The sequence below is a fragment of the Vibrio sp. N418 genome (assembly GCF_000222565.1).
Lineage (GTDB): Bacteria > Pseudomonadota > Gammaproteobacteria > Enterobacterales > Vibrionaceae > Vibrio > Vibrio scophthalmi.
In genome coordinates, this window is the sequence record NZ_AFWD01000051.1 from 67,270 (window position 1) to 80,941 (window position 13,672).

The window sequence follows — 13,672 nt, forward strand, 5'->3', positions numbered from 1 at the left end:
AAGCCGATGAAACCACTACTTTTTTTACTCGCGTTAATACCGACTGCCACCGCTTCCTTTGCTGCATCAGCCCAAGTCGACCCTTGTGAACTCACCATTTCGACCTTTGGCTCTGACCCGGTCTATATGGGCTCAATCGGTTATCTTTCGGTTGATCCTAAATTTCGCCCCACGCACTACGAAGCTAACCCAAGCGCAAATATACAGATTGTTCCTGAATCTGAAGAGTTGCCAAACGGTTATTGGGGACATAAAGACAAATTCCTAAACATAGGTACTGAAGTGGATGTGAAGTGGCAATCCCTTTCGCGCGGCGCATTTGATCGCTTTTATGGCATTCTCGACCTTGAGATGGTCGACTCATTCGGCATTGTGAAAACGGCCAGCATCGAGATTGAAAATTTCATTCCCGTCAATATTTGGCTGTGTCCTGCACAGCAAGCGATTGACTACGCGCCGTTTTGGGCAAGCGTAAAAAAAGGCGTTAAAGCGCAAGATGAACAGGGTAAAGCACTTGATTTAAGCCAATACGGCAACGTGTTCTGCTATGAGTTGGCTTACGGCTCAAAGAAAGGCTCAGAAAAGCTTAACTGTCAGGTCTACAGCAGCGACACTGATTTTAGTGTCGCCAAGTTTAAAGGCCAAGATCTCACGGTAATTCGCTAAACAGTAGAAACGAAAACGGCACTGCTTAGCGTGCCGTTAAGTCTTATTTCCGGCCTTAATCGAATAAATAGTCGCTTAGTTTAATCAAGATGAGTTAAACCAACTCCCCTGCACCTTGCATTGAACGCTGGCTATTTTCGACTAAAAACACCGTCGCATTCTGCTTCAAAGTCGCCCATTCCCCGTCATCAACAAAGATGCCATCTTGCCACGCACTTTGCAGTGATTGTTGCAGTTCTTGCGCTTCAATATGAGTCGTGTACTCATGACTGTTAACAGGTAAAGCAAAATCCTCAATCGACAATTCAAGCGCCAATGAATGTAAGTCTGCTTCAGACTCAGCCACATTGTCTGAGAAATAAAGCTCTGGTGCGATACAACCGCGATTCAGTATATACAAGGTACGTTTTGGCGATGAACCATTGTCCCAACTTGCGCGGCAAGCAATCCCTTTAGCCGCCAACTTGACTAATTCACTGTAGGCTAACCAACGATTATGACAACGGCTTAAGGTGACATTAACTGATTTAGCGCCGACCATTTGTTCCAACACATAGTCAATCACCACGGGTAAGTGACAGGCAACGCTGCCGCCATGCAAATCAATACTCATTTGGCCATCGGCGAGACTCTCAATATCGACCGGACTATCATCTTCAAGGCCAAGATAGCTACTGGCGTTATTAAAATGATAGACACCATTCAGGCCAACCATTTGTAGGTCTGCAACCATGCTGGCGATCACGTCACCTTCACCACAACTACGGCGCATACCCATAAACGCTTTGTTGACTGCCGCCACCAATTCATTATGCGAAACGATCATAGTGCTGATCCCCCCTCACCTTGTGTAACATCACAGTTAGCCGCATTCTGGTCATCAAAATAGGCTTCGTTGAAATAGACATCATTGGGTAACAACGGGAATATCCAGTTGTCTTGGTAACTCGGGTCTTGAATTTCGTCGAGCAACGGTGAGCCTTGGAAAAAGGTCACTCGTACCCATCTGTCTGAACGCGGATCAAACTTGGTAGCGCCAAAAATGGCCAATTTGCAACGCAATAAATGCATCGGCAACGCATCTTCGCGTAACACGTTCATCTGAATATCACCCATCTCTTTATTGCCAAGCGTCCAGACACGACGTGCAATGGCACGGTATTTTGGCTCGCGCAGCAGAAACTCAGCCAATGTCGTCTCGGCTGAATGCGTACTTAGTGCGTGGTATAAACGATTCACTTGGCGACCGATATCAAGGGGTAACTCGCGCTCTTCTCCCGCTTCCTCACCTCGTACACCCATGCGTGGCTCTTCTTTATCTTGCGAACGATACCAGAACCAATAGTTATTCTCAGCCTGAGTAAAGTCAGCGTCTATCGCCCAGCGATATTTCTCTTCAAGTAACGCTAATAAGTCCGCCGCCTTTTTGCCGTTAGCTAATGATAGTGTTTCATCGCAATTCATTTGCTCAGCGAAATCATCGACCAGTTCAGGGTAAAGCTCTATCAAGCTAGACAGCAGCATCTCCTGAGTCTCTAAACTCAATGTTGCGGTTTGTTCCACTAGCTCACGCCACGTAGGGCAATGTTGAAGATAGTCGTCGAGCTGTCGGTTTAACTGAGCAAGTTCATCAATCGCTCGCAGGTTAAGCTGATTTTGCGCAGGGTTAATGGTGATCACTTGTTGCAGATGAGATTGTGCTTTGGCTAATAAATCATATAACGGCGCGTAATACCCCATCTCACAAGGCATCGATAACACTTGAGAGATTGCGCGTTCACGGGTGGTCATCCATTGATCGACCACACAAGGATGATTGATTAAATACGGCGCCATACCAAGACCTGTCGCGTTACCCACGCCTAAATAACGTTGTAGCCCGCGATGCAGAGTTACTGCTTGAGCGCCACCTTGTTGCTCTGCCAAATAATGAACCCAGTCCAAACTGAATTCTCGAATCAAGTAGACGGCGCACATTTGCGCGCTAAAGGATTGGCTGAAATCGGCGTTGTTCTCAAGCAATTTGAAATCGGCGATGCCGAACTTGCCGTTGCCATATACTGCTGTGGTGCGCAGTATGTAACCTACTTCCGCTAACTCTTGCGGATCTGGCTGGATGCCTTGCGCCAAGCGAGAAACGATATGCTCAAACACTCGCACACTTTTGTTGGCTCGCGCGAGTACGAGTACCTTATTGGGGTTACGTCCTGCTTCTTGTAGCGGCACGTTCGCTCGTAGTTGTTCTAGCAAAGGAATATCAACATCACCATAGACCAGCGCAAACGTCACATCCCACTTTTCGGCAATCACGCGATCGTTACGTTCACTGTCAGCAATTTGGTCACAAAACACCACCAAATGGTAGACGTGCTCGGGCGTGACCAACTTATAAATCACATGGCCGAAACCTTGTGGGCATAATTGCCATTCATGCTTGGTCACTCGCCATTGTTGCTGCGCCATTTTTCGAATCAAACTGCGTACAAAACTGATTCGACTTTGATGCATAGCTCCTAGCCTTTCAGGGGCCATAACAATCTCTGCTTTACGCAGAACTGCCTTAGAATCTGTTGAACGATGTGCATCCATTTTGCTCACCACCTAATTCATTATAAGTATTGTGGTACCGACTAAAGGCATATTGACTCCTCAAGTCGGTATTAGGTTTTATGCGGGAGTCAATGCTCCCGCGTTTCACGTTATTGCTGTTGCTTGTTGGCTGACTCTGTTCGTTATAACCCTTGTTCTTTTGCCATCTTGACTGCGATTTTTGGCGCATTCCACAGCGAAGGAAGCAAGATAAGCGATACCGGTACAGCCGTAATGACGATGAATGATTGCAAGGCAGAGATCCCCCCGGATCCGAGCGAAATCAAAATCAACGCCGTTACCCCCATCATGACGCCCCAAAAGGTGCGAATAATGGCATTGGGTTCGGTTTCACCACTGATCACCACGCTAATGGTGTACGTCATTGAGTCCCCTGTGGTGACGATGAAGATGGTGGTGAGAATCAAAAATAGAATCGAAATCACCATTGGCATTGGCAGTTGTTGCGTCACAGCCAATAGTGCACCCGGCAAATTAAAGCCTTCAAAAGCGGCGCTGACACTGCCCGGATTGGCAATTTCAAACGCAAGGCCTGAACCGCCGACAATGGTGAACCAAAAACAGGTCGCCAATGGCGCGATGATGCTGATGGTCACTATAAGTTGGCGAATGGTGCGGCCACGAGAAATACGCGCAATGAAAATCGCCATCATCGGGCCATATCCCAAAAACCAGCCCCAGAAAAAGACCGTCCACCAGCTTAGCCACCCTTCATCACCACGATAGGTGGCCATTGGGATGAAGTTATCTAACATGCTGCCCACACCTTGAATGTAACCATTAAAAATAAAGCTGGTTGGACCAAAAATAAGGATATAAGCCATTAAAGCGACCGCGAGAATCACATTGTAGCGGCTAAGCATTTGCATGCCGCGATTCAAGCCGCTCAGGGCCGATAGAGTATAAAGAGCGATAGCAAAAAGAATGATGATTAGCTGGGTGGTAAAGCCATCAGGAACATCAAATAGAGCATTTAACGCGTAGCTAACCTGCAAACCTAGAAAGCCAATTGGCCCAATCGTGCCTGCCGCCACCGCGACAATACAACACGCATCAATCAATGCTCCTGTATGACCTTTTAGTGCGCGCTCACCCAACAATGGATAAAGTAACGTACGCGGTTTAAGCGGTAGCCCTTTCTCGTAATGAAGGTGCATCACCACAATCGAGGTTAAGCTACCAACGATTGACCACGCTAAGAAACCCCAGTGCATAAAGGATTGTGAGAGTGCATTGACTGCGGCTTGTTGTGGGTTGTCTTGCACGCCATATAGCGGTGGCGGGCTTACGTAGTGCGCAATGGGCTCAGCGGCCGCCCAAAACACGCCGCCACCAGCAAGCAGCGTACAGAAGATGATCGCCATCCAACGAAAACCATCCATTTCAGGTTTGGCAATACCACCTAAGATCACTTTGCCTGTTCGCCCTGCCGCTAATCCAAGACCAATAAGAAAAGTGAGAAGAAGTAGTAATTGCCAGTAAGGGCCGAAAACTTTTACTGCCCAGCCAAACCCGGAATTAACCAGTGATGAAAGTAACTCTCCATCATATAAAGCGAGGCCAACAAACAAAGCGATAAAGCCACCGCTGTACCAAAAGGCAGGGTTATCTAAACCCAATTTTTCTACCGAGCTTTCATTGCTATGCGGTAGTGTTGCTTGCTTCTTTGAAGATGACTTCGCGGAAGCGGTTTTCATGCTATCAGATAAATCAGACATACTCTGACTCCAGAGGTTTTATGTCGCGCCAAGGCAGTGAAGAAGCATTGGCGGGCAACAAAAAGTGTATTTCACACCTGCTCTATAATTATGATTGTGGCAGCGTGCATTAATGGCTGTTAGCTCGGTTCTAGCCCTTGTTGTAAAAAGCGGAACCAGTTATCTCCTATCACTTGGCCTGCTTCGGATTCACTGAATCCCTGTTGCATTAAGCCGTGGTAAATATTCTCCATCCCCTGACTGCCACTAAACCATGGCAAGGCATCAGGCCAACCCGAATTACTCGCAGAACCTTCACCGTAATCCATTGCTTTTGACCAGCGACCATTGCGCATCCACTCCAGCACTTGCTGGGGTTGGTTGAGGCATAAATCACTACCAATACCTAGATGCTCAACCCCAACCATGTCGGCCGTTTTCGCCACCATTTGGCAGAAGTCGTCTAAGCTACATTGGCTACCATTTGGCAAATGGAATGGGTACAAACTAAAACCAATCAAGCCGCCACGTTCCGTCAGCGCTTTGATCACCGTATTGGATTTATTGCGTAACGCTTCATGGGCAAAGGTAGGATTTGCATGGCTGATACAGATTGGACGAGACGAAAGGTCGATCGCTTCAAGCGTTGAGCGCTCTGCGCTGTGTGACATATCGATGATCATGCCAACACGGTTCATCTCAGCAATGGCTTGCTTACCAAAGCGCGTTATACCCGTGTCGTGCTGCTCATAACACCCCGTCGCCAATAAGCTTTGGTTGTTATAGGTTAATTGCATGATCAGCAAACCTTGGCGACGCATCACTTCAATCAAGCCAATCTCATCATCAATCGGTGAGCAGTTTTGCGCACCAAATAGCACACCCACTTTGCCTAGTTGCTTGGCCCTTTCCACATCTGCCATGGAATGGATTGGCATGATCAGATCCGCATTTTGCTCAAAACGCAGATTCCATTCCGCAAAACGCGTTAAGGTTTCACGAGCATTTTCATGATAGACAATCGTGGCATGCACGGCGGTAATGCCACTTGCTTTCAGCGTTTGGAAATACTCTCGATCCCAATTGCAGTATTGCAATCCATCTATCACGATCCGTTGCTGGTACATAGCCACTCCTCTATCCATTTCTGATGCCTTCATTTCTAAAGCATCCATTCCTAACGCGTCCATTTCTCACACCCAATCTCTACGCCATTGCTTGCGGCTATTCCCTTAGCCCAAGTTTTGACCAATTAATAAGGACGTTGATAAGCGGTTTTCACCACGGTGTAGAACTCTTTGGCATATTGGCCTTGCTCACGCGGGCCAAAGCTTGACTCTTTACGGCCACCAAATGGCACGTGATAATCGGTTCCTGCTGTCGGCAGGTTAACCATCACACAGCCCGTTTGAGCTTGTTGTTTGAAGATGGCGCTGCTGCGCAAACTTTGCGTAATGATGCCGCCAGTCAGGCCAAAGCGGGTGTCGTTAACGGTCGTGATAGCTTCATCCAGATCCGCTACGCGAATCACGCTTGCCATCGGTGCAAACACTTCTTCTTGGTTCACTTCCCAGCTATTTTTCGTATTCACAAACAGCGTTGGTGACATATAAAAGCCTTCGTGTGGCATGGTTAAACGCTCACCGCCAAACGCCAACTCTGCACCACAGTCTTTGGCTTTTTCAATCCACGTTAAGTTGGCATCCAGTTGCTTACCATCTACGACCGGCCCCATAAAGATCCCTTCGTCAAGCGAATGGCCAACTTTCAGCTCACTCATACGTTTAATCAACGCTTCGACGTACGCATCGTGAATACTGTCCATCACCACCAAGCGCGATGAGGCGGTACACTTTTGCCCAGCACCAGAGAATGAACCCGCAATCGTTGCTTCAACCGCAATTTGAATGTCAGCATCATCAGCAATCACCAAGGCGTTTTTACTGCCCATCTCTAGCTGGCAACGAATGAAATTTGGCGCCGTTGCGGCGGCCACTTTACGGCCCGTATCGACCGAACCAGTAAAGCTGACGCCGTTGATCTGTTTTGAATGAATCAGCGCATTGCCTACGGTTGAACCGCCGCCCAATACCAAGTTAAATGTGCCTGCTGGTAAACCTTGGCGATGAATAATTTCAGTCAACGCAACCGCACTCGCTGGCGTTAAATTAGCAGGCTTCCAAATCACACTGTTACCAAAAGCCAGCGCTGGTGCAATTTTCCAAGCCGCCGTCGCGGTTGGGAAATTCCATGGAGAAATAATGCCAATCACCCCCACCGCTTCACGAGTAACCTCCACCGATACACCCGGACGAACTGACGCCGCGTTATCTCCAATCTGGCGTAGAACTTCTGCAGCAAAGTATTGGAAGAACTGACCGGCACGGTAAATTTCTCCACGACCTTCGGCAAAAGGCTTGCCCTCTTCACGAGCCAGCAGTGCACCAAGCTCATCACAGCGTCCAATCAGCTCATCGCCAATCGCTTGTAGTACTGCTTGCTTGCGCTCAATTGGCGTGTGTTCCCACTCGGGTTGTGCTTGTTTTGCCGCAGCAATGGCTTGCTGAACTTGTGCTTCACTTGCTTGAGCAAACTCGCCTAAATTTTCAGCAATGTCTGATGGATTGATATTGCTGACGCTACTCACGCCTGATTGCCATTCACCACCGATGTAAAGCGCCTTTTCTGCCGCCACATTGGTGATTTGAGTAAAGGTTTTTTGTGCGTATTGATGTTGAGTCATGATGCTTTCCTTGTTCACTTTGGCGGCGACTTAATCTTCCCAGCCAGCGTTTAATATCAATCTAATAATCTAAGTTAACTCGTTTGAGTATAGAGGTGTGATTACCTGCTTGATGTGCTCATGCCGCTATTGCGCCGCTGAGTCAATCGTCGCGGTAGTGGCACTGGCATAGACAACAAATTCCACCAGCATTTCCTCACGAGCGAGCCCTGCCACCACCATCGCTGCGCGATTTGGGTATGGCGCTGAAAAATACTCGGCATAAACTTCATTGACCGTTTTTAGGTACTCACGGTCAGTGACATAAATCAGCACTTGCAGTACAGAATCTAACGACTCCCCTGCACATTCCAAAGTGTGAACAAGGTTGTTAAAGGTTTGACGCGTTTGTGCTTCAATACCGCCAGCGACGACAACACCAGTGTCATCGATGGGGATCTGCGCAGTATAGAGGGTGCCATTGTTAACAATCGCCCACTCTAACGGGGCTTTCGAAGCAAATAGTGCTGTTTTAACTGGCGTCTTTTTATTGTGTTTATTCATCAACCTTCACCCTTGCAATAAAAGATGTAATCAATATGTTTCTCATTAGTTAAATATTGCACTTTGACATTCGATAAATCTAACGGTAAATTTTTTTCATTTGATTAGTTTTATTTATCACCTTAAACAAAGTGTGGTGAATAAAGGGCTGGCAGGAGTCGTACTGATGAGCATTAAGCTGCAACAATTAAAGCATTTTGTGATGGTGGTAGAAGAAGGAGGATTTCGCGCGGCCTCAAATCGTGCGAATCGTTCACAAGCGGCGCTCTCGACTTCGATAAAAGAGCTAGAAAAATTGCTCGGTCAGCCACTGTTCGAGGCGGGAAATAAAGCTAAGTTAACCCCCTTTGGGGAGATCTGCGTACCGAAAATCGTGCAGTTTCTGAATGTGTATAGTGCACTCGATAACGATTTACGCGCTGCTGCTGCCGGTCAACAAGGTAAAGTTCGTATTGCGAGTGTCCCATCGGTGGCGGCGAAGTTAATCCCGAGCGTTCTCGCCACGTTTTGTCAGCAATACCCTGAGGTGGAAGTAAGCCTAATAGATGATAATGCCGCAGGGGTCGCCAGCCGTTTGTTATCCGGCGAAGTGGATCTCGCGGTGGGTAATTTCACCTATATGGATGATCGCGCGATTGATTTTACGCCGTTGGTTTCTGATCCGATTGGTGTGGTTTGCTTGCGCGATAACCCGATTGCAGCGAATCCTGAAGGCATCGAGTGGCAAACCCTACTTAAACAGCCCTTTATTCGTAATGGTACTTGTACGCTACTCGATCCCACACCGGCGCGGGTTCTAAGCGAGCAGGCACTCTATTCGGTCGAAAACATTACTTCGCTATTTTCAGTACTTGAGTTGGGGATTGGCGTTACTACTCTACCGAAAATGGCCTTTCCCACCAACGAAACACGCTTAGTGTGGATCCCACTCATCGATCCTCCTTTGGAGCGCCAGATCGGTATTTTTCGTTTAATGGATCGCACCATTTCCCCCCAAGCGCATGCGTTTCACGAGCTGTGTATTGAATATTTGCGTTGTTAGCTATCAAACATAAATTGATATCCACCGCTTAAATGATGGATTTAACCCATCACAATGCAGTATATCGTTAATTTAATTCCCACTATGATGGCCTTGTTCCCCAATAAACGAGGCCACATCTATGAACAAAAAAGTACTTTCTAGCGCGATTATAGCGACCTTTTCTATCGGTATGGTGACAGCAGCGGAAGCTTGCACTCGATTATTGTGGGATACCGATACCAACGGCACCTTTGTTTCACGCACCCTCGATTGGTCTGAGCAAACCGACCCTCACTTGGTCAATCTGCCAAAAAGCAGTTCATATGTAACCCATTTTGATCACAACAATCAGTTAAAAACCCAATTCGATGTTACTGGCCTCACCACTTACGGCGTGATTACTGATGGGATCAATAGCGCAGGCTTAAGTGGCAACATGTTGTATGACCGTGGCATGGCAACTGAAGAGAGTAACCAAGATGGCGACTTTGGCGCGTTAAATTACCTCACCCACTTACTGGCTCAGTTTGCAACCGTAGAGCAAGCGGTCGCTTTTATCGAAGAGAACCCTGCCAAAACTGAGTTTATCGAAGGTGTGCCAATTCGTATTGCTCTGCACATTAGTCTGCAAGACACCAGTGGCGACTCTGCGATTGTCGAGTTTAGAGAAGAAGGCCCTCGCATTTGGCACGGTAAGCAATACACGGTGATGACGAACCAACCTGACTATGATCAGCACTTAGCTAATGTTGAACGCTCAAAACGCGGCTGGGGCAAGCTGGAAAACCAATATTCTCAAACCAACTTAGGCACCGGTGGTAACGCAAATCCAGAAGATCGCTTTATTCACTCTAGTTACTATATGGGGCACTTAACCGAGCCAAGTAGCATCATTAATGGCATGCTCAAGCTCGATTCGGTCACCTATAAAATTCCCCACGACGCGCCCAACGTGCCAATCGATGGCGTAATGGCTGGCTACGCAACTGAATATGCCGTCAACTACCATCTGCAGTCAGGTGAAACCTTGATGCGCTACCAGTGGGGCAATGACTACACCCAGTTGCAATACAATATGAAAGAGATTCAAGCGTCGGGTAAACAAATCGAGTTCAAACTGGTTCAGCCGGGCTTGATTGGCGAGGTAACCCAGCAGATCATTGAATCTGGTCGTTAGATTTCGCACAAACACATTCGACTTGCCTTGCTGTCTATAGATCAGTCGATACAATTTGGGGTTAGGTGGTGAGCTCATTAGTGGCTAGTGACTCACGGCTTAACCCCACTCTTTTGATTCATGCCGATCTTCTTGGCGCAAAGTCATAGATGCTTTTTAGCGTACCGCTTTATCACCTCGACTAAGCCTTGATAGACATCGGTTGCCTCAAAACTCAGTGGGTAAAAAAACGACAAGCCAAACTTAGCGGTACGAGTCAGCTCTTTTAACTCAATACGGCGAATCTGCTGGGATGCCACCGCTTCCTCTGCGAGATTGCAGGGTAACAACGCCCAACCATGATGCTTAACTAAGTCGAGTAGCATGTCGTTGTTGCTGACCGTGCGATAGTAAGGTGAAATTCCCAACCATTCAGGCATGGTTTTAGTTTGATTCTCACTGATGTATTGCGCTTCTAACTGCAAATCCTCCAATTGCACCACATCCAAATCAAACAATGGGCTCCCTACTCGCGCATACGCAGCAAAGTCACCATCACCAAGTTTGATTGCCGCTATAGGGTATTCAGAGAGGTTTTCCATGCGATGTTGCATAACGGCGACCTGGTTGTGACCATTGGCCACTTCCTGCAAAATTTCATCTCTATTGCGATGCAACCAATTTAAAACCACATGCGGGTGATGTTGAATGACAAACGCTTCAATCTCGATGACTAAGTCGTTTGGCATCAGCGTATCATGGTAAAAATCAATTGAGCTTAGCGGCTGTTGATAAGCTTGTAGCATTCGAACATCAAGCCGCTCACTGTTTCTCACTAGCAACTGGGCCTGCTTGTAGATAGAGCGCGCGAACTCGGTCGGTACCGCTTTTTTTCCTTCTATCGAAAATAGCATCACGTGATAGCTATCTTCGAGCGCCTTTATCTGCTCTCTGATGGTGGTGCGATCTTTACCTAACAGGCGAGCTGCACCACTGTAGCTATTCTCGTCATACGTCGCACAGAACGATTTTAAATGCTCATAAGAAAACATCATCTCCCCCTTTCATTTCTCTATCCATGCCTAGCGCTACCGATCAAACATGTTGGATTAGCCCCATCATTATGCGTTATTAGAAACGTAAAAAGCCTGCTAATTTACAAGTGAAATGTGAAAGAGGACTCAATATAAAACATATTCTTTCCTTTATTAAACACCTGAGACAAGCGGAGTTTGTCATTCATCGTCAAATATTGAGTTGTTATTTGAGTTATTTTTTGGGAGATAAATAGGAATCACAATGAAAAAAATTATTCTTTCAAGCATCATTTCTGGGTTAGTCGCAACGCCAACGCTTGCTCAGCAACCCTCTACCCCAATTACTCTCTTTGTGTCTAACGACATCATTACGCTGTCTGATCAAAACTACGCTGAAGCAAATGCAATTGCCGTACAAGATGGCAAGATATTGGATATTGGTGACAAAACAGTCTTGGCAAAAAAATACCAATCCAACAAAGGGTTCAGTATCGATTCTTCATTTCAAGACAGTGTGATTGCACCGGGATTTGTTGAACCTCATGTTCACCTTTGGTTGATGGGGATCTTACTGAGTACGGAATTTATCACCCCAGCAGATTGGCAATTGCCATGGGGGAACGTCAAAGGTATTACCGGTGAAGCAGAATATCTGGAACGCTTACGAGAAATTGAAGCTAGCACACCAAAAGGAGAGCCACTAATTACCTGGGGTTATCACAACTATTTCCATGGACAAGAAATCAGCAGAGAAGTGCTCAATAGCATTTCAAAAGAGCGCCCGATTATTGTTTGGCACCGCAGCTTCCACGAGCTGTTTTTCAATGATGCCGCAATAGAAATGCTTGGTTGGGATGAGGCTTCTTGGTCGGGGGAAGGCCATGCTTATACCCAGCTAGACTGGGAGCGTGGACACGCCTTTGAGGCCGGCGGTAAGCTGATCCTTAATGACGTTCTCGAATTCTGGGTTGAAAGTGGTATGTTTGCCACTGGCATGGAGCGCACCAAAGATTACATTCACTCTGGTGGTGTCACAACAGCTGTGGATCCGGGTGTGATCGCGACACCGGAAATGTTTTCACAAGTTGTGGAGATACTCGAGACCGATGGTTTTCCTCTAGAGTATTGGCTCATTCCTGCGGGGAACTTTACCTACATGATGGCGGGTGATGATCCCGTGAAAGGCAAAGCCATCGCAGAGCAACAAACGCAGCATGAAGCCTACCAAGGTGAGCAAATTAAATGGCTACCAAAATACGTTAAGTTATTTTCTGACGGTGCGATGTACAGCCAATTGATGCAAATGAAAGATGGTTATATTGACGGCCACGAAGGCGAATGGATGCAAATACCAAAAGATTTGGAAGCGAGTATGCGTCCTTACTGGCAAGATGACTATACCATCATCGTTCATGCCAATGGCGATTTAGGCTTCGAAACGGCCGTCAATATCGTCGAGAAGCTTAATATAGAGAAACCAAGAACCGATCATCGCACAGGCTTTCACCATCTTGGGATTACCGACAAAGGTGATATAGCTAAAGCAGTCGAGCTCGGCGCCAACTTTAGTGTAAACCCTTACTACACGCATATTCTTGCAGAATTGTATGCAGAAGAAGGCGTCGGTAAAGAACGTGCTGAAACAATGGCACGTGGTCGTTCATTTATTGATGCCGGTGGCGTTTTATCCTTGCATTCAGATTCACCGATGGCGCCAGCACAGCCCCTTGGAATGGTGTGGGCCGCCGTAAACCGTATTGGTTTATCCGGTGAAACGGTGATGGGTGCCGAAGAGCGCATTACTGTAGATGAAGCAATGCGAGCCATCACGATTGATGCTGCATATACCGCAAGACTAGAAAACGAAATTGGTACCATTGATATTGGGAAGATCGCGAACTTTACAGTACTTGATAGCAACCCATATAAGGTAAAACCAGAAACCATCAATCAGATCAATGTTGAAGCAACCGTATACAAAGGCGTTCCAGCCCCTGTGAATAACAGTAATTCAGGACTAGCAATGAGCAGTAAAAATATGGAAGTGGTCAACATCCTCAACCGACATGGCGGGCAGCGTAGTCATTCCCATGACAACGATGTTTGTTCAACCAGTCTATATCTACAAAAGGCCTTAGCTGAAGTTCATTAAGCTTACGGCTGTATGGCAACACCGCGGTGCATCTTTTACACGCG

General features: G+C 47.0%; 11 protein-coding genes. 4 read left to right on the forward strand and 7 right to left on the reverse strand.

The window, feature by feature from the left end; genetic code table 11:
* The first annotated feature begins 6 nt into the window (after positions 1 to 6).
* Positions 7 to 666: a hypothetical protein gene (locus RH86_RS10340; protein ID WP_009386133.1), complete on the forward strand. Its 660-nt coding sequence runs from the start codon at positions 7 to 9 to the stop codon at positions 664 to 666.
* Between the two features lie 94 nt (positions 667 to 760).
* Here RH86_RS10340 and RH86_RS10345 read toward each other — a convergent pair whose 3' ends face one another.
* The 6 genes from RH86_RS10345 to RH86_RS10370 all read right to left on the reverse strand — a co-directional run bounded on the left by RH86_RS10345 (position 761) and on the right by RH86_RS10370 (position 8,259).
* The gene (locus RH86_RS10345; RefSeq protein ID WP_009386134.1) at positions 761 to 1,492 is read right to left on the reverse strand and encodes a DUF3726 domain-containing protein; all 732 of its coding nucleotides are present in this window, start codon (positions 1,490 to 1,492) and stop codon (positions 761 to 763) included.
* A complete protein-coding gene (locus RH86_RS10350) occupies positions 1,489 to 3,255 on the reverse strand; it encodes a hypothetical protein (protein ID WP_009386135.1) in 1,767 nt (588 codons plus the stop codon). Before RH86_RS10350 ends, RH86_RS10345 begins: the two co-directional genes overlap by 4 nt.
* 143 nt (positions 3,256 to 3,398) lie before the next feature.
* Complete coding sequence (locus tag RH86_RS10355) at positions 3,399 to 4,973, reverse strand: BCCT family transporter (RefSeq protein WP_411572006.1); 1,575 nt, start codon at positions 4,971 to 4,973, stop codon at positions 3,399 to 3,401.
* Between the two features lie 140 nt (positions 4,974 to 5,113).
* Entirely contained in the window at positions 5,114 to 6,100 is a 987-nt protein-coding gene (locus tag RH86_RS10360) for a membrane dipeptidase (protein ID WP_009386137.1), read from the reverse strand.
* Between the two features lie 125 nt (positions 6,101 to 6,225).
* Complete coding sequence (locus RH86_RS10365; RefSeq protein WP_009386138.1) at positions 6,226 to 7,716, reverse strand: aldehyde dehydrogenase family protein; 1,491 nt, start codon at positions 7,714 to 7,716, stop codon at positions 6,226 to 6,228.
* A gap of 126 nt (positions 7,717 to 7,842) precedes the next feature.
* Entirely contained in the window at positions 7,843 to 8,259 is a 417-nt protein-coding gene (locus RH86_RS10370; RefSeq protein WP_009386139.1) for a RidA family protein, read from the reverse strand.
* Positions 8,260 to 8,425: 166 nt separating this feature from the next.
* Here RH86_RS10370 and RH86_RS10375 point away from each other — a divergent pair, with 166 nt between their 5' ends.
* Together RH86_RS10375 and RH86_RS10380 are read left to right on the forward strand one after the other, a co-directional pair.
* Complete coding sequence (locus RH86_RS10375; RefSeq protein ID WP_009386140.1) at positions 8,426 to 9,301, forward strand: LysR family transcriptional regulator; 876 nt, start codon at positions 8,426 to 8,428, stop codon at positions 9,299 to 9,301.
* Between the two features lie 121 nt (positions 9,302 to 9,422).
* On the forward strand, positions 9,423 to 10,460 hold the full coding sequence (locus RH86_RS10380) for a linear amide C-N hydrolase (RefSeq protein ID WP_009386141.1): 1,038 nt from the start codon (positions 9,423 to 9,425) through the stop codon (positions 10,458 to 10,460).
* 143 nt (positions 10,461 to 10,603) lie between these two features.
* Here the strand turns inward: RH86_RS10380 and RH86_RS10385 are convergent, their stop codons facing one another.
* Positions 10,604 to 11,494, reverse strand: coding sequence for a LysR family transcriptional regulator (locus RH86_RS10385; RefSeq protein ID WP_223296341.1), 891 nt, complete (start codon positions 11,492 to 11,494; stop codon positions 10,604 to 10,606).
* A 244-nt stretch (positions 11,495 to 11,738) separates the two neighbouring features.
* Between RH86_RS10385 and RH86_RS10390 the strand changes: the two genes are divergently transcribed.
* Positions 11,739 to 13,628, forward strand: coding sequence for an amidohydrolase (locus RH86_RS10390; protein ID WP_009386143.1), 1,890 nt, complete (start codon positions 11,739 to 11,741; stop codon positions 13,626 to 13,628).
* Positions 13,629 to 13,672: the final 44 nt, after the last annotated feature.